This window comes from Prolixibacteraceae bacterium (assembly GCA_019856515.1).
GTDB lineage: Bacteria > Bacteroidota > Bacteroidia > Bacteroidales > Prolixibacteraceae > Halosquirtibacter > Halosquirtibacter xylanolyticus.
Map to the genome: position 1 here is coordinate 1,446,672 of CP082230.1, position 18,454 is coordinate 1,465,125.

The 18,454-nt window shown below is 39.5% G+C and carries 12 protein-coding genes; 6 read left to right on the forward strand and 6 right to left on the reverse strand.

Annotation, left to right across the window (positions count from 1 at the left end; all coding sequences use genetic code 11):
• Positions 1-62 precede the first annotated feature (62 nt).
• The gene (locus tag K5X82_04940) at positions 63-1,490 is read right to left on the reverse strand and encodes an IS66 family transposase (protein QZT38249.1); all 1,428 of its coding nucleotides are present in this window, start codon (positions 1,488-1,490) and stop codon (positions 63-65) included.
• 95 nt (positions 1,491-1,585) lie between these two features.
• Positions 1,586-2,536 (reverse strand): ISL3 family transposase, encoded by a 951-nt coding sequence (locus K5X82_04945; GenBank protein ID QZT38250.1) that lies wholly within the window; start codon positions 2,534-2,536, stop codon positions 1,586-1,588.
• Positions 2,537-2,711: 175 nt separating this feature from the next.
• On the opposite strand from K5X82_04945, the gene K5X82_04950 reads away from it, so the two are divergent.
• Positions 2,712-4,265, forward strand: coding sequence for a T9SS type A sorting domain-containing protein (locus K5X82_04950; GenBank protein ID QZT38251.1), 1,554 nt, complete (start codon positions 2,712-2,714; stop codon positions 4,263-4,265).
• Positions 4,266-4,428: 163 nt separating this feature from the next.
• On the opposite strand, the gene K5X82_04955 is transcribed toward K5X82_04950, so the two are convergent.
• The 4 genes from K5X82_04955 to K5X82_04970 form a co-directional block, all read right to left on the reverse strand.
• Positions 4,429-5,322: an SAM-dependent methyltransferase gene (locus K5X82_04955; GenBank protein QZT38252.1), complete on the reverse strand. Its 894-nt coding sequence runs from the start codon at positions 5,320-5,322 to the stop codon at positions 4,429-4,431.
• A gap of 871 nt (positions 5,323-6,193) precedes the next feature.
• Complete coding sequence (locus tag K5X82_04960; protein ID QZT38253.1) at positions 6,194-9,298, reverse strand: efflux RND transporter permease subunit; 3,105 nt, start codon at positions 9,296-9,298, stop codon at positions 6,194-6,196.
• 186 nt (positions 9,299-9,484) lie between these two features.
• Positions 9,485-10,558, reverse strand: a complete 1,074-nt coding sequence (locus K5X82_04965) for an efflux RND transporter periplasmic adaptor subunit (GenBank protein QZT38254.1) — start codon at positions 10,556-10,558, stop codon at positions 9,485-9,487.
• Between the two features lie 163 nt (positions 10,559-10,721).
• A complete protein-coding gene (locus K5X82_04970) occupies positions 10,722-12,092 on the reverse strand; it encodes an efflux transporter outer membrane subunit (protein QZT38255.1) in 1,371 nt (456 codons plus the stop codon).
• Between the two features lie 1,950 nt (positions 12,093-14,042).
• Here K5X82_04970 and K5X82_04975 point away from each other — a divergent pair.
• The 5 genes from K5X82_04975 to K5X82_04995 all read left to right on the forward strand — a co-directional run bounded on the left by K5X82_04975 (position 14,043) and on the right by K5X82_04995 (position 18,290).
• On the forward strand, positions 14,043-15,479 hold the full coding sequence (locus tag K5X82_04975) for a hypothetical protein (protein QZT38256.1): 1,437 nt from the start codon (positions 14,043-14,045) through the stop codon (positions 15,477-15,479).
• Positions 15,480-15,738: 259 nt separating this feature from the next.
• Positions 15,739-16,116 (forward strand): helix-turn-helix domain-containing protein, encoded by a 378-nt coding sequence (locus K5X82_04980; protein QZT38257.1) that lies wholly within the window; start codon positions 15,739-15,741, stop codon positions 16,114-16,116.
• Between the two features lie 196 nt (positions 16,117-16,312).
• Positions 16,313-17,053, forward strand: coding sequence for a hypothetical protein (locus K5X82_04985; GenBank protein QZT38258.1), 741 nt, complete (start codon positions 16,313-16,315; stop codon positions 17,051-17,053).
• Positions 17,050-17,442, forward strand: coding sequence for an N-acetylmuramoyl-L-alanine amidase (locus K5X82_04990; protein ID QZT38259.1), 393 nt, complete (start codon positions 17,050-17,052; stop codon positions 17,440-17,442). Before K5X82_04985 ends, K5X82_04990 begins: the two co-directional genes overlap by 4 nt.
• Before the next feature lie 560 nt (positions 17,443-18,002).
• Positions 18,003-18,290, forward strand: coding sequence for a hypothetical protein (locus K5X82_04995; GenBank protein QZT38260.1), 288 nt, complete (start codon positions 18,003-18,005; stop codon positions 18,288-18,290).
• The last annotated feature ends 164 nt before the right edge of the window (positions 18,291-18,454 follow it).

Below are 18,454 nucleotides of genomic sequence, written 5' to 3' on the forward strand. Positions count from 1 at the left end.
ATTATAGTTTAGCCTCTATTAGATTTTAAATAGAGCTTCAAGAAGATAACTTTCAAAATTATCTATTCCCAGCTTAAGTTAACATTATTGCATGATAGCCAATATGCGATCATGTTTAGAACACTCTTTCCTTGTTTCTTTAATGTGTCGGTTATAGATCGCAACATGGCATACCTCTGCGCCCCTTCTTCTGTGCGATATCCCTTAGACACATTCTGTTTTACCTTGATGTTACGCATTGCTCTTTCCGAAGCATTATTATCAAACGGTACTTCATAATGATTTAAGAAAGTAAACACACTATCGATTTTCTTTATTAATCGTTGTCGTAATGTTCTTATTTCATCGAGCTGATCGTCATTTATGTCGATATTCAGAAGTTCTAATAATTTGGTCTTAAATGATGCTTCCTTATCTAGTGGGAAATCTTTTTCTTCAGCTTCCCGTTTTAATTTCATGGCTTCTGAAAAGAGATCTAATATATCTTGTGCCCATCTATTATTGGTCTGTTGCTTTATGTAGATTAATTCGCGTTGTAAGTGAGCTAGACATAGTTGATAATGTTTGGCAGGGGTCTTTAGTTGAGAGGCATAGCAGTCACTTACTAAAGTAGCATTAGTAAATCCATCTTTGAAATTTTCTTCCACAACTTTATACCCTCTAGATCTATGTGCTCTAATAAAAGTTAGTTCATAATTTTGCCAAACCCACATCCATCCTTTACTGCCATCTATTTTACAACCTGTTTCATCAGATCCAACTATATTGGCATCTTCAATAGATTGACGTAGTGATTCATATAGAGGAGTGAATACCTTTTCTGCATGTTTTAAAATATTGTCAATAGTTCCATCTCCTATTTTATATGAAGTCAGCTCTTCTACTAGCGAACTAATACGATTTAAAGGGATATAGTGCTCTATATGCAGACTAAGAATTAGCGAACGTATGTTGGGACCATATTGAACTGGTGCATTAACATTGGATGGCATAGCTCCTTTATGGATTTGTCCACAACTGCATCTATTCTCATAAAGACGATGCTCAATACATATAGGTTCAATAACAGGGGGGATATCAAAAACTTGACGCTTGCATAGCAACTTAGCATCCTCAGGATTCAATCTATTTCCACAACTACACTTAGCTAAAGGATGATGAGATTCGATATCGGTCGGTGTGGCATCTTGAAATAAAGTCATGCCTTTATGACCAAGTTGACCTCCTGATTTTTTATTAGATTTCTTGCGAAGAGATTGATTCTTCTTTACTGTCGATAAATCTCTAGATGGAGGAAAACTGCTATTACCACTATTTTTCTTACTACGTGATAGTTGATCTTCAAGAGTCTTAACCTTAGCATGAAGCATCGCATTTTCTTCTGACAAAGCTCTTACCTCCGACATAACAATGTCTAATTTTGCCAGTAAAGATTGTACTTGCTCTTTTAATGCCTTGTTTTCTTTTTCTAAACGATCAACTTTGTTCATGCCTGCAAAGATCTATTCTTATGGTCAAAATAGAAAAGATAACAACTAAAAGTAATCAACAAATACATTGTTATTTATCAACATTGTACACCAAATCAACGTGTTTGAAGTTTTTGTCGGTTAAAACCTATCTGAAGAACCTGAGTAGTTACCTTTAATTTACTGTTTGATATAGAAAGATCCTTAAAGGCTTGCTGTTGCTTTAAGGTGAAGTTTGTCTTGTTCTTTAAGAATAAATACCTGTTCCCCTTTAGACACTCTTCATCTTTTGCTTCAGATCGTCTAACCTTATCTACTGCTTCATTGATTATCTTCATAATATGAAACTTGTCAAATGTAATGGAAGCATCTGGAAGGTGTGTTGCTATGCCACTAATGAATGAAGGAGACATATCACAACTGACATGACTTATTTTACTTGATTTGATCACTTTATTTTGGTCGTGATAATGTGGAATAACCTTACAAAAAGAAGCAATAGTTTCTGCCCCTTTTCCTTCAGTAACATGTACTGTCTTGCGTTCTTTTAGGTCTACAAACAAAGTAACATAATTATGCCCTTTTTTACAAGAAGTCTCATCAACCCCTATCATCTCAATATCAGAATGGTCTTCTTCGGCCTTTGCTGTATCGACATACAAAGTTGCCAACTTCCATAGCTTATCATCATAAACACCTGTCATTTGTGCAACCTGATGAACTGGCATATAAGAAATTAAGGACATTAATAATGCTTCAAACAACAGTGTAAAACCAGGTAGTTCACCTTCCCAAGGCATATCAAGAATAGCAACATTACCATCTCCCTTTATAACACGGGGAACACGTGCAGTTAAATAACACTTATACTCAAAGAAGCTTAAATGCTGCCATGTTTTCTTTCGTGTATCATGCACCTGTAGGTTATCCTCTCCATTGTGACTAAAACGAGAACCTCTCTTAAAATCGATATAAACATCTAAACGTTGGGATTCCTTGTCTAAGTTAATACCATCAATAAAATAGGGAGATTCAATATGTAAGGCTGAGGCTAATAAATCGTACATGATGTCTTATTTTAGAAGTTATTATATAGAAATTAAACATGTAGCATACCCACTAAGTTTCGGAAAGAGCCAAAAAATTTTAGTACTATCACTCTTATTCATTACTCTTTGCGCTAAAGGACAAGATGCAGTGATCAATTTTAAAAATAGTGAATTAAAAAAAATACTTCTTCGAGTGAGGAAACTAGATAGGAATCGTGATGGTGCTATCCAGATCTCAGAGGCTCAAAGATTTGATGGGAGCATCAGAATATCATCTGATAAAGTAGATAATATTAGTGGGCTAGAACATTTCACAAATATGACTGGACTAAACATCAATGCCAACTTAAGATCGCTAGATTTATCACCAAATGAAAAACTTACGAAGCTAACGGTATGGAGTTGTAACAATCTCACATCATTGGATTTCTCTAAGAATAGGAGTTTGACGGAACTTGTACTTCAGAATAATGATAAGCTAGCCAACCTCACACTTCCCAACTCTAATAGTCTCAAGAAATTTAACTGTTATGGATCTAAAATTTCTCGTTTCGATATTTCTAACCATACTAGATTAGAGTCTGTAAATGTAAGTAACAACTCTCTTAGCTCCATTGACTTATCTAAAAACATCAACTTAGAAAGCTTGACGATTACTTCCAATAAAATAAGTGAAATTGATGTTTCTAAAAATAAAAAATTATCCTATTTTATCTGTCGAGACAACCAACTCCAGACACTAGATCTACGTCATAACACACTTCTAAAGACATTAAAATGTGGCAACAACTCAATAGCTTCTTTAAACTTAGCAAATAATAGTAACCTAACAGACCTGTCGTGCACTGGTAATGAAATGACTTCTTTGGACTTAAGAAACGGAAACAATAAAAAGCTTAAAGGGGTAGATACTCGAAATAATAATTTAACAAAGATTGAGATCGATCCCAATTACATTCCTAGAATTCAAACTGGCTTTATTTTCTTTGTAACGGCCTGGATTGTGGACGATAAAACGGTATTTCATTCAGGAGGAACCCAATTATTTCACATAACCTTCTTTGAAGATGGAAGCCGAAACAAAGTGGTAACAACAGACAATCGCAATGTATTTAGAAAAGGAGAGAAAGTGAAAATTGAAGCTTTTCCTGCGAATGGCCAAAAGTTTTTAGTCTTCTATAATGAACTAAATAGCAGAAACAACCCGATGGAACTTACAATAAATAAGAACTACTCTAACCAATGGGTTCGTTTTGAAGAATGTAAAAACAATGAGTTTAACCTTGAAATAGACTCTGAGAATGGTCAAGTACAGACAAGTCCCAGCCCAAACAGCAAAGTGTTTAAAGGAGGAACAGTTGTCAAACTCACGGCCAAGCCAAAAACTGGATATCGCTTTGTACGATGGGAAGGAGATAAAAACAATTCATCCAACCCAACTACAATAAGAATGAGCAAAAACAGTAAGATCGAAGCGGTGTATGAAAAAGTCAGTACTGCAATAGAAGACATCCCTGTTAAGACAGATATTGAGATCTCAATAAGTCCAAACCCTGTAGTAAATATGCTGTCGATTCAATCTCTTGAAACCATTGCCCAAGCTGAATTATTTAATCTAATGGGCAACTCTTTAGCAATTTTCCATAAAGATCAATTCAACATGACTGGTTATCCTACAGGGCTATATCTACTTAAAGTCCAACTAAAAAATGGAACAACAAAAGTTGTTAAATTTCAATTGAAATAGTCATCGGAAGATGAAACTATAGCGCAAATAATGTTCCAATATTTGAATGGATAAAACCATCCAGATATTGGAATTTTATCATCACACCAATTAAATGACGCCCTCCAATATTTGAAAGATTGAACAAGAAAATATCGTTCATTTAGATATGTAATAGAGACTATCACTTTCTTGCGAAAACCATTCTCTCTAAGGGCATAACACCAAGTTTTCTTCCTGTAGGTTTTACATAGCGATCATTCAATCGATCATATCCAGTCTCTTCAACAATATCCCATCCATATTTCTCTAGGTATAGATGAATACTTTTGGGAGTAAAACCTGTTTTCCATAAACCACTCTTAACAGTCATCTTATACATCATATGCTGACCAAAGATATTCTTGCCTTGAATGAAATCGTCGACCACGTAGGTAAATGCCACATAACTCCCAACAGGAGATTTCACTAAAGATTCAAAAATTCTATCTACAGCGCCTTGCTCAAGGTATTGTAGAACGGCTTCCATTATAAAGAATGTGGGTTTTGAGACCTCAAAATAATGTGCTTCCAGTGCAGAACCAGGATCTTCTGTATTCAGATCAATACAAACTTGTTTAATATGTTTAGGGAAGGTACCCAGTGCTTGCTCTATTGCTTCTTTTTTGGATGAGATATTTATCGCTTGATCCAACTCCCATGAAGGGATATGTTTAACCTCATCAAGACGACACAAACGAGTATCCCATCCTGCTCCGACATTAACAATCTGTTCAATATTATTATATAAGACGGTCTCTTTAAGACGTGCGTCAATATAACGTTTTCGTACAAGGAAGCCACTCCACCCTCCAGTGAAAGACGACTCATTTATCTTCACAAAAAAGTTACGTATAAAAGGAATCTTTGATAGCGTAATCCAAAGTTTATTCACCCCCGAAAAAAGATGAGAAGCTAAATCATCCTCAACAATTCTTTGTGACTTTGGAAAATGTTGTTCTACTGCAACAATAACTGTTGGTTGATCTGCAGTCTTTGCACTGCCTTGAGTATGGCTCCTCTTCTTGATTGCTGTCATTATATCAATTATTTATTATACCATTCTAAATATAAAGTTTTGTTCTGATAACAATAATCCGCTATGCGTTTATTATGATTTATTGTCAACCATTAAGATGAACATGATTGATTAATTTTTGTTTGAACAAAGTCCTTCTTATCCCGAATAAATCATAAAAGGAGCTATTTAACCATACATTCTCGAAACAGGCCTTCAACTAAATCCGTGGCCATATCTCTTCGTGCCTTAGCGATTCATTTCACTTGCACCTCAACCCTTCGTGTCTTCGTGTCTTAGCAGTTCATTCCCCCTTGCACCACAAACAAATCCGTCCGATCCGTTAAATCCGTGGCCATATCTCTTCGTGTCTTCGTGCCTTAGCGGTTCATTTTCCCTTGTACCTCAACCAAATCCGTGGAAATCCGTGGCTATAATTTCCTTGCGTAACAACCAAATTCGCGACTATATTTTAGACACAAGCATCCCATCTCTACCAAGCACAATACCTCAAAAAAAATCTGTTTCATCAGTCTAATCTGTTTCATCTGTGTGCCATCCGTGCGCAACAACTCCTTAGTCGTTCATTTCCTCTTGCACCACAACCAAATCCGTCTAATCCGTTAAATCCGTGGCTATAATTTCCTTGCGTAACAACCAAATTCGCGACTATATTTTAGACGCGAGCATCGCGTCTCTATCAAGCACAATACCTCAAAAAAAATCTGTTTCATCAGTCTAATCTGTTTCATCTGTGTGCCATCCGTGCGCAACAACTCCTTAGTCGTTCATTTCCCCTTGCACCACAACCCTTTGAGCTTCAACCACCCAATCCAAAGCCCTAAATCTTTGACACAGAAAAGGGAGCCCTTATGCTCCCCTTCTATATATTTTAATCTTTATGTATCCATCGATGTATTAATCCATACAACGGTGGAATAAGCAAAACAGCAAAAACAGTTCCTGTGATCATCCCAAAGAATACCGTAGTTCCTAAAGAATGACGACTATTTGCCCCTACACCATTGGCAATAACCAATGGCAAAACACCTAAGATAAAAGTTAATGATGTCATCAAAATAGGCCTAAAACGTATACGTCCCGCTTCTAACAATGCCTTAGAGACACTCATCTCCTTCTTCAAATCTCTAATAAATTCGACAATCAAAATTGCATTCTTACAAGACAGTGCAACAAGTAGAATAAGACCAATCTGCATATATATATCGTTAGACAGATGTCTAAAATAAGCCCCTAATACCGCTCCAACGATAGACATTGGGATAACCATAATAACGATCAAAGGGTCTATCCAACTCTCATATAATCCTGCCAACACCAAAAACACAAGTACAATAGCCAACAAAAAGATCAGTGACACTTGTGACGCTGCTTTCAACTCCTCAAATGTAAACCCTGTCCAATCGGTCTTCATGGTATTGGTTATTGTTTTTGATGCCATTTGATTCATCGCCTCAATCGCATCTCCAGAACTGGCTCCTGCCTGTGGTACCCCATTAATCATCGCTGCGCTATATAGATTATAACGCGTAATCAAATCCGGTCCCACCTTCTCCTCTAGCTTAACCAAAGATCCGAGAGAGACCAATTTATTATCTCCATTTCTCACCTGCAAGGCTCGTATATCTTGGATCGTTCGCCTATCTTTAGCATCTCCTTGCATATACACCTGAAAAGTTCGTCCCCATTTGGTGAAGTCATTCACATAACTCGCCCCTAGATATGACGACAAAGCATCATAAATATCAGGCAAAGCCACATTCATCATCTTCGCCTTTTCCATATCGATACGAAGATCATAATAAGGCACATTTACATTAAAATTTGAGAACACATTACCCAACACAGGATCTTGCTGCGCATATTGAGACATCGATCGAGAAACACGATCTAATCCAACATAGTCGCCGCCCAATAAATCTTGAAGAACCATCTTCTGACCACCTGTTGAGCCAATACCACTAATTGCAGGAGGTGTAAACATTCGTATTCTTGCATCACTAATACCTGAAGTCTTTTGTCTTATCTCAGCCAAAACCTTCTGGTCCGTAATACCTTTAGGAAGGCGTTCATCCCAAGGTACCAATGTAACAAAGATGGTAGCTTTGTTAGATAAAGTAGCTTGATCAATAATCGAATATCCTTTTACCGTCATAAAAGTATGAATACCATCGATGGTCTGTAACTGCTTATCTACTTCAGCCAATACTTCAGCAGTTCTATTATCCGATGCAGCATTGGGCAGAGAGATCTCCACAAAAATACGACCTTGATCTTCATTAGGTATAAATGAGGTCGAAAGAGACTTAAACACCACCAAGCTCACCACTCCGATGATTGCAAACATAACCAACGAGATCACAGACTTTCTTGCAATACGCCCTAATAGATTACTATACGAAGAGGTCAGACGGTCAAAAAACTGATTAAACTTACGGTACACAAAACCTTTCTTCTCTCCCTCTTTCGTCTTACGCAAAAACATTGCAGACAGCGCTGGACTTAACGTCAAGGCATTGATGGCACTCAACAAGGTAGATGCAGCAATAGTCAATGCAAACTGCTTATACAACTCGCCTGTAATACCACCCATAAATGCAGGTGGAAGAAAGACCGACATCAAAACCAACGTCGTTGCAATAATCGGCCCTGTAACCTCTGACATAGCGATAATAGCTGCCCTTTTGGGGCTCTCTCCTAAATCAATATGTCGTGCAGTATTCTCCACAACAACAATAGCATCATCCACAACAATACCAATGGCCAGAACCATCGCAAACAGTGTCAACAAGTTAATAGAAAAACCAAAGGCTGCCAAGGCTCCAAAAGTACCGATAATAGAGACTGGGATAGTGATCACTGGAACTAAAGTGGCACGCCAATCTTGTAAGAAGATTAACAACACCAAACAGACCAGCACAAAAGCGATAAATAACGTTAAGGTGACCTCATGAATAGAGGCCTTCACAAAATCGGTGGTATTGGTGATCTCTGAATATTCAAAATCAGGAGGAAAAGATTGACTCAACTCATCAAATTTATTATTGATCGCTTCGTGAATATCTAATGCATTACCTCCAGGCAACTGATACACAGCAATAGCAGCCGAAACTCGCCTTCCATCTCGTTTAACCGTTCGCCTGTAACTTTTACTCCCCAACTCCACTTTTGCAATATCTTTGAGATAAATAGTATTACCATTGGCGTCGGTCTTTATCACGATATTCTCGAATTCAGACTCTTTAGTCATTCGTCCTGGACTCACGATCAGAGACAGTTGCATCTGCTGATTCGAAGCAGTAGGACTAGCACCCAGTTGACCTGATGCCACCTGCAAGTTTTGATTCTTAATAGCCCTTCTTACATCGGCAGGAGTCAAATTACGGTTCTTCAGTTTCACAGGATCTAACCACAGTCGAATACTATAATCCCCGGCACCAAAAACAGTAATCGAAGCCACTCCAGGAATACGCTTCAGCTCATCTACAATATAAGTGGATGCATAGTTGGTTAGAAACGATAAAGGTACCGTCGGATCTTTCGAATTTAAACCCATGATCGAAACCATGTCTGTAGACTTCTTGTCAGTGGTTACCCCCAAAGTCTGAACGATCTCCGGTAGTTTAGGAAGTGCTTGATTCACTTTATTCTGTACCAAAACAGTTGCCATATTCACATCTGTTCCCACTTCAAAAGTGACTGTCAACTGATACGATCCATCGTTATTACTCACCGAGGACATATAAGTCATTCCCTCCACACCATTAATAGCCTGTTCTAAAGGTGCACCTACGGTATTGGCAATAATCTCAGAACTTGCCCCAGGATAAGTCGCGTTAACAGACACATTCGTTGGGGTTATATTAGGATATTGATTGACTGGGAGCTTAAGCAAGGATACCCCTCCTAAAATCACAATGATCAACGACACTACCGTTGATAAGATCGGTCGTTGTATAAAATATTTTGAAATCATAAATGCTCTTTTTTTATTCCCTATGGAATACCAATTCGATGAATGAATAAGCTATATTTTGTCTATACAGATCCTAAAAACAGAACCATAGCCTTTCACTAAGGTCTATTTTTTAATATAGGATAGACAAATAGAATATTCGGATATAGCTCATTTATACATATAATTGGTATTTTATCTCTTTTATCACTCAACCACCATCATATGATGTAACTTATTGGTTCCTTTGATCACAATTTGATCATCATGCTTTAGACCTCCTTTGACAATCGACATCTTCTCATAGCTGCCCATCAACTCTATTCGCTTCACAACCGATTTCGAATCGATGACCTCATAAACATATGCACCCTCTTGATCTCTTGAAATAGCACTCTGTGGAACCAACAATGCCTTCTCAATCTTCTGTAGTGGCACTTTGATTCTCAGATAGGTACCTGCCAACAACTTACGATCTTCATTATCGACAGTAGCTTTCAATGTTATATTACCTGTAGAAAGATCTACCGATGGATCAAAATATTTGACTTTTGCCTCCACCAACATCATCTCTCCCGACTCATCATAAATTTGAACTGAAAGACCCAAATCGCTCTCTAACTCTTTTCTCAACAATTGAAGCTCACTAGAATTGACCGTAAAATAGATATCCATCAAACGATCACCGACAATAGATGCCAACTTCTGCTTCCCATTAGGATCCATCAAATTTCCACGATCGACATAATAATCAGAGATATATCCATCAATAGGAGAGACAATGGTCGTGTAACTATAGTTTGTCTTCGAAACAGACAACAAAGCCTTATTCTGTTCATAGGATGCCCTGTCCAAATCCACTTGCGTCTGTGCTGTCAAAAGCTGAACCTCACTCACAGCATTCGATCTCTTCGCCTTCACCAATCGATCTAAAACCATTCGACTCAACTCCAGCTGCGCTTTAGAGGAGGCAACAGCAGAAGAAGCCTCTTTCATCTTTGAATAATAAGGCTCTCTCTCTAAACCAAAAAGACGCTCACCTTTATGTACGAATGCCCCTGGTTTAAAATATATCTTCTCTAACAAACCCTGTACCCGAGGAAAAATATCCACCGCAGCTTTTGCATCTGTATACCCAGAAAAATCATGGTATACCGTAATATCTTCTACCACAGGATGACCTAACTCTATATTTGGCAGGGGTTGTTGTGACTTCTTAACAGTATTGTCACACGAAAAAAACAACGCACCAGATACCAATAAAACGAATAAATATCTCATCAAAAATCTTTTTATAAATTAATATACTTTTACGACCTCTTAAACTATATAGACCGCCCTTTGTGAGGTATGGAAGATCATTATCAGAAGCATTCAACTCCCACATCTTTGGATATAACACCCAAAAACAGACCCAACATATCCACATAATGATGGCTTATCATCACTCCGATTTATCCCCTCCTAACGATTGATAGAGAAGTACAATTTCAATCAATAAACTTCCTTGAGATACAATCAAACTGTTTTGATTCTTCAATAAAGTTTGCTGGGAACTCAATAGCGGTTGATAATCTATAAGTCCTTGACTATACTGATCGATAGATAGTTTTAATGCCCCTTTCGAACTCTTGACACCGCGCTCCAACCACTCATTCGACTCTTCTAACTTCTGGATATTAACCAAATTATTCTCAACCTCTTTGACCGCAGTTAAAAGAGTGTTCTTATAATTCAGCTCAAACTGATCTACTTTCGACTGTTGCAATTTCACCTCATTCTTTGCCCTCTTACCTTGAAAAAGATTCCATGTCAAAGTAGGCCCAACAAAATAATTCATCGCACTCTGTTCGAACCATTGATCCGCACTCTCCGAATTGAAACCAATATTACCAGACAGGGTTAACTTAGGTAATAGATCTTTTTTAGCCGACTTGGTTGTCGCCATTAAACTTAAGATCTGATTTTCCACACGCTTTACATCTGGACGATTCCTTAATGCTTCTCGTGGTACCAATGTTTGAATATTTTCTGGCAAAGCAGGAAGAGACTGCTTCTGCACTAACCCTTGATAGATAGACTCCGGCATCTTACCCATCAACACTTTGATCAGATTGATCTCATTAGCCACTTTCGACTCAATCGCTTTAATACTCGCCATGGTCGTATTCAAGATCGTTTCTGCCTGCAAAAAATCAACCTTCGATTTCAATCCAGATTCAAATTCGGACTGTGTCAATCGAACTAAATCCTTCTGAACCTCAATATTCTCTTCCGAAACAATAATTTGATTCTGGAACATGCGCATTCGAACATATGATTGCGTTACCTCGGATAGAATACTCAACAACAGGTATCTTTGATCCTCCGATGCCACGTCAATATTATATTTCGAAGCTTCTGTTTGCGCCTTTATCCGCCCAAAAACATCCACCTCCCAATTAAAACGTACAGACGTGCCGTAACCATTCAACCCATTAACTGGTTGATTTAAATTCGAAGTAGCATAGGACAAACTATACTCTAGCGATGGCATTAAATACGATCGACTCTGTTGATACATGATGCGACTCTGCTCTAATCGCTGCAAACCCGACTGTACATTGTAATTACTCTTTATCGTCTGCTGAACCAAGGATGTCAGCAATGGGTCATTAAAAATATTCCACCATTCGGTGATCTGATCTACCTCTTCTAGGTTCACCACCAAATCACTCCATGAATCCCCCACTTCGGGCTCCACTACGCTGGATTGCTGACCATAAGAAAAAAACGAACTAAAAAAGAACACCAATAAAACTACACTTCTTCCCATATTTATCTTTTTATTGATTACACGCGATATGACATGCCAATGCCAACTGAAATCTACTTCAGCACAACCATGAGTTTATGAAACCAACATGAGAACATTATGTTCTTTAACAACTCCGTTAAGATTTCTTATAATCAAAATCACCTTTTAACAAATTAACTTAAACCACCCTATCCCCTCAAAACCAACAAACTACAAACACAAAACCAACAAAAACCCCCATTTCATCGCCCATTACACAGCAAATAGCCCTCATATTAACTTTTCAATAACACCAAAAACCAAAATGATTGTAAAAAAGAACAAAAACAAAGACCGAATATCCTCAACCAAATTCACTATTTAGACTAAATAAATTTACCAAAAATGTTCATAGTATATATAAAGGGTATATAGCCTCCAAAACCTTATTTAGAATCACCTATAATTCCTCACACTTCAACCTTCTTTCCCAAGGTTACCACATTGGGCTAGGTTCGTTTTCCCTTACAGGTACTATCGTAGCATACAAAAAACTTAGTGCCTTTGTGATATTCTCCCCTTACACCTCAACCAAATCTGTGTTCATCAGTCCAATCCGTCCAATCCGTGGCCATATTTTCCTTGCTCCTCAACTCTTCGTGCCTTTGCGGCTTCGCGGTTCAATTCCCCTTACACCTCAACCAAATCCGTCCAATCCGTGGCCATATTTTCCTTGCACCATAACCACAATAAAAAATCTGTTTCATCGGTCTAATCTGTTTCATCTGTGTGCCATCCTTGCACCTCAACCCTTCGTGCCTTCGTGGTATTCTCATCCTTGCACCTCAACCTTGTCATAAAAAAGATCCGTGAAAATCCGTCTAATCCGTGGCTATAATTCCCTTGCGTCTTCGTAGTGATTTTTAAAAATCCGTTCCCGACAATTTAAACCAAGCCCCGAACGGGGTGACCGAACCTAGCCCAACGGTGAAATGAATATGTTGCGCGGTAGCGCTGCATAAGAATGAGCCTTGGGTACAACACACCACCAATTACCAAGGGCTGAAGGCCTGACCCATTTCATCAACGCACTCAGCCTGGCTATAAATTGGCACAGACTATGCAATATCAACCACAATAAAAAATCGGTGTTCATCAGTCCAATCTGTTTCATCTGTGTGCCATCCTTGCGCCCCAACCCTTCGTGTCTTTGTGCCTTGGTGGTTCCCTTATCCCTGTACTTCATCCCACTGGGAACGCTGAGCTCCGCTCGGCATCATGCGTCAACCAAAATCCGTCCAATCCGTGGCTATATTTTCCTTGTACTTCAACCACAATAAAAAATCTGTTTCATCCGTCTAATCCGTGGCTATAAATTGGCACAGACTATGCAATATCAACCACAATAAAAAAATCTGTTTCATCGGTCTAATCTGTTTCATCTGTGTGCCATCCTTGCGCCCCAACCTTGTCATAAAAAAGACCCGTGAAAATCCGTCCAATCCGTGGCTATAATTTCTTTGCGTCTTCGCGATTCCCTTACACCTCAACCAAATCCGTCCAATCCGTGGCCATATTTTCCTTGCACCACAACCACAATAAAAAATCTGTTTCATCGGTCTAATCTGTTTCATCTGTATGCCATCCTTGCGCCCCAACCTTGTCATAAAAAAGATCCGTGAAAATCCGTCTAATCCGTCCAATCCGTGGCTATAAATTCTTTGCGGCTTCGCGGTTCAATTCCCCTTACACCTCAACCAAATCCGTCCAATCCGTGGCCATATTTTCCTTGCACCACAACCACAATAAAAAATCCGTTTTATCTGTGTGCCATCCTTGCGTCCCAACCCTTCGTGCCTTTGGACTTCATTTAATCCCGTGGCAACCCCTGTTCCCAGCCTATATAAAAGCCTCCAATACCATTTCAACCAATCCAACACATCACTTGTTATCTACTGTAATAATTTAAACTAAAAACTCATATTTCTTATGGAGGTATCGACTGTTGAGCAATGCTCTGCTCAACCTAATCAGCAAAAGAAGCATAATACAGTTAGGGCAATAACCTACCCTATGCCTCTCACACTTAATGAAGCCGCCGCTAACAGCTTCTTAGAACAAGTGGCAAGTAAACAAATAGATCGAGCAAAAGAGCTCTTTCATAAAGCCTTTATAAAAGAGGACGGCCAAACCAAGTATTGTCTACAGAACAACCGGCCCATCATTCTACGAAAAACTCGTAGACTTATTTTTCGTAAAACGAATATGCTCTACCTATTTAACAATTCGAAGAATCAGATTCCGCAGCTTGTCTTTTTTGTTCGGATGCTAAATGATCCTGACATCGAACTAGAGATGCTTCAAAACTATTTCTTTTATATCACCCTCTATCGCTGTTGTGGTGGGGAGCAAGACGATCACTGCATCCTACAGCATCACTCAGTATACAAGCAGCTCGAGATACTCTCGGAGCTAACCACCTTCACGAAAAAAGAGAAACACAAAAATCCTTTAATAATATGGCGCTATACCATCCTATTTTCTGCTACCATTGAAGACTCCATCCAGCTTATGCAACAGCTAGGAGAGATCTTCAAGAGCGAATATTTTCTCTCTCTCAGCTCCGATAAAAAGCTGAATATAACAACCGAGTATCTCATGAAGGAGTACAATAGGTGGATAACCTATCATCAAAATAATTTCACCACACGGCTGAATCCCCTCTATCGTATGTGGGTACACAAAGCCAAAGTGAATGGAATGTTACTAACCTGCATGACCCTTTCCAACACACTGAACAGGTGTGATCAGATCTTTCTCGAAAGTGTAGACAAACTCTTTACGATATTTGAAGATGAGTATAACTATTGCATCCAAAATATGGAGAAAAACATCTCTAACGGAGTCGATCATGTACCCTCTTCTGACCATGTTCAAAACATCGAAAAAACAACGAAAACCGTACAAAAGAGAGAGGTACCAAACGTTGTCACTCCTAAAAGAAAGATCAAATATCCGAATCCATTCCAAGAAATAGATCCTATTGACAACCAAAGCATCTATGAGCTCCAAAAGGATCTTAAAAAAGCAGGACTAACCAACCATCGGCTAGACGAGATCAAAGATCTATTTCTCAACGACCGACTAAAAAAACCGATTATATGGATTGGAACATACCAAGAGCTATACTCATTGATTATGATACTACAAGATTTAAAGATCATCAAACCAAAAAAAAGATCCTATTGGGAGCAGTTATCCAAACTCTTTCTCAAACCATCCAAGCTATCAATCAAGAACCCGAAAAAGATAGGGTACCAAAAGATCAAAGCCAAGCAACTGCGTAAATGCACCTTGGTAGACCAAGACCATATCATACACAAAATATGTCATAAAATGAACACAGCCAAAGAAACTATAATATGAAAATAGCTACGACTTATTAGGCCCCATACGGTTTCTTATATTACGAATTACTTCCGTATCCTTACGGAAGTAATTCACATTAATCTCTCCTTTACGGAAGCTCTAAAAAAAAAGCATATTTTTTTTAGAGCTATACCATCCCCATCCCTTGGCTCACCTCATAGTCACACCAATACAAAATACGGAAGTAACCCTTCATCAAAATACAGACACTGCTCATCAGGCCGTTACCTTTGTTTCAAACAAAAAAATAGAGCTTATGACATCGAAAAAATATCTTACGAAAAGTCTCGAAGCACAACCCAAACGACGCAACATAGAGATGCTCCTTCGAGAAGTCCTAACCAAATACGACCTTATTATCGACACCATGGTCCAGATCATCGAGATGATCCAAAGATCAAAAATACCACCACAAAGAGTATCATCCAAAAAGGAGCTCGACAAATGGATAGATACACAAGATGTACTTAACCTACTGCATATCTCCAGAAGAAAACTTCAAGGTATGCGACTTAATGGAGAGCTTCCATTCACCTCCTTCAGTGGAACCATTCTCTTTAAAGAGAGTGATATATACAAACTACTGGAAGACAACTATGGCTACTACCTCGCAAGCCTAAAAAACAACAAATAGAGAGGATAAACACCATTAGGTTGCCGGAAAAACGCAACAGTAGGATCTCGCCTCCTACCCTCTAGAGTGGAGTGTCATTTAAGTGTTAAGGGCGCTTTAGGACGGTGCTTTCGAGTACTGTCCCACACTCCCCATTGGATCGCCATCGACGCACACCGAGTGGAGAAGACAAAAGACAAAATTTCAAATATAACATATGACAAATTTCAAAACCATATCCATCGCATTGATAGAGTACGCCTATCGGAAAAACATCCTTCAGGCCCTTCAGCTCTACTACCTGATGAAGCCCCAGAAGCAGATACGGTTAGACACTCCTACCTATCAATACTGCATGAAGACCCTTCAGGTATCTTACAGCACCCTACAGCGTCGATTCAACGAACTGACCAAACTAGGCTTCATCAAACGTCATCGCTCCGAGTATCTAACCTTTATCGTCCAGGATGAAAAACACATACTGCCTCCGTACGAAATCTATCTCAAAGGACAACTACACTGGCGTCCCCACTATAAGATTACGGAGTTTAAGATCATTACGATCACCGCCTTACTGTTTCATATCTCCATCCTCAGAGAGATAGGATATGTAAACAAAGGCCAATGTTCCAATCTAAGAAAGCAGATCATGACACATTGCAAGGTACACCCCAACTATGGGCGTATTTTTGTCACTCGACATTTTCGTATCCCGTCCAACTACTATGCCAAAGCGTTGCACGTATCGCTGATGCAATACTACCGCTACCGCAAAAAGGCATACGAGATGACCCTTTTGGGAATTAAATTTCATGACCTCAAAGTCAATATTCCCTCACAGCGGCTTCCTAACGTACGACTCCACTATAAAGAGGCGCCGTATATAGCGACTAAAAATGACGGTTCCTATCTAAGAGAAACCACTTCTATTCACTTTAATCTATTTATCTCACCATGAGGAAAATACACAAGATTATCCTTCACTGCTCCGACAGTGATATTCACGATCATGACAACATCCAAACAGTACGTCAATGGCACCTCAACCGAGGGTGGAAAGATATCGGCTACCACTACTTCATCACCAAAGATGGAAGAGTTCGATGGGGTCGCAATCCTGCATCATTTGGAGCCCACTGTGCAGGACACAACCGCGACTCTATCGGCATCTGTCTCAGTGGTCGCCGTAAATTCACCCCCGATCAGTTCTGTAGTCTACGCATGTTACTGATCCAGTTGATGAAAGAGTTTGACATACCCAAAACAGCAATCTTTGGTCACAACCATTTCAACAAAAAGAAGAGCTGTCCCAATTTCGATGTCCAAGAGATCATCAACACCCTTTAATACCATTCACCCATATGCAAGGAGCTCGTCTCCTTGCATCTAAAAACATCATACCATGTCACAACCCCTTCACCTCAACCCTTCGTGTCTTTGCGCCTTAGCGGTTCCCTTATCCCTGCACTTCATCCCACTGGAAACGCAGCGCTCCGCTCGGCATCATGCCACAACCAAAATCCGTGGAGATCCGTGGTTAAATTCCATGCACCTCAACCCTTCGTGCCTTTGCGTCTTAGCGGTTTCCTTATTCATGTACTTCATCCACTGGGAACGCAGCGCTCCGCTCGGCATCATGCGTCAACCAAAATCCGTGGAAATCCGTCTAATCCGTGGCTAAATTCCATGCACCTCAACCCTTCGTGCCTTTGCGTCTTAGCGGTTCTTTTAAAATCCGAGGCTATATGTTACTTTACATCAAACACAATAAAATCCGTGAGAATCCGTCTAATCCGTCTAATCCGTGGCTAAATTCCTTGCGCCTCAACCCTTCGTGCCTTTGCGCCTTAGCGGTTCTTTTAAAATCCGAGGCTATATGTTTACATCAACCCCAAAAAAACAATATCATGAAAAACATCAAACACATCACCCGTACAGCACGTCATCTTACCGACCGTATCATCAAGAACACGGCCACGGCCGACAAGCAAGATGCACGCAACCGTAACGACCAAGCCAGTCAATCCCCAACCACAGGATTCCTCGATCGCAACATCCATGAGCTCGTCATTCTGATCATTCTCTTCACCTGTCTCTTTGGTCACAAGCTCGACCTTCCAACCCCCACCCTCAACAAATTCACCGAATATCTCGCCTACGTCATGTGCTTCCTCTTCGGGCGCCACCGCAAATAACCATCATCACCACTTCATAGAGGCGCGATCCCCGCGCCTCTATGCTTCCTACCTTTACGCCTTCGCAGTGCTTTTTAAAAATCCGTGAAAATCCGTCTAATCCGTGGCTATAATTCCCTTGCGCTTCAACCATTCGTGTCTTTGCGCCTTAGCGGTTTCCTTAT

What these genes read in the sequence shown, in the direction of transcription:
- K5X82_04940 (QZT38249.1), bottom strand. Translation starts at nt 1,490, where the DNA reads ATGAACAAAGTTGATCGTTTAGAAAAAGAAAACAAGGCATTAAAAGAG.
- K5X82_04945 (QZT38250.1), bottom strand. Translation starts at nt 2,536, where the DNA reads ATGTACGATTTATTAGCCTCAGCCTTACATATTGAATCTCCCTATTTT.
- K5X82_04955 (QZT38252.1), bottom strand. Translation starts at nt 5,322, where the DNA reads ATGACAGCAATCAAGAAGAGGAGCCATACTCAAGGCAGTGCAAAGACT.
- K5X82_04960 (QZT38253.1), bottom strand. Translation starts at nt 9,298, where the DNA reads ATGATTTCAAAATATTTTATACAACGACCGATCTTATCAACGGTAGTG.
- K5X82_04965 (QZT38254.1), bottom strand. Translation starts at nt 10,558, where the DNA reads ATGAGATATTTATTCGTTTTATTGGTATCTGGTGCGTTGTTTTTTTCG.
- K5X82_04970 (QZT38255.1), bottom strand. Translation starts at nt 12,092, where the DNA reads ATGGGAAGAAGTGTAGTTTTATTGGTGTTCTTTTTTAGTTCGTTTTTT.
- K5X82_04975 (QZT38256.1), top strand. Translation starts at nt 14,043, where the DNA reads ATGGAGGTATCGACTGTTGAGCAATGCTCTGCTCAACCTAATCAGCAA.
- K5X82_04980 (QZT38257.1), top strand. Translation starts at nt 15,739, where the DNA reads ATGACATCGAAAAAATATCTTACGAAAAGTCTCGAAGCACAACCCAAA.
- K5X82_04985 (QZT38258.1), top strand. Translation starts at nt 16,313, where the DNA reads ATGACAAATTTCAAAACCATATCCATCGCATTGATAGAGTACGCCTAT.
- K5X82_04990 (QZT38259.1), top strand. Translation starts at nt 17,050, where the DNA reads ATGAGGAAAATACACAAGATTATCCTTCACTGCTCCGACAGTGATATT.
- K5X82_04995 (QZT38260.1), top strand. Translation starts at nt 18,003, where the DNA reads ATGAAAAACATCAAACACATCACCCGTACAGCACGTCATCTTACCGAC.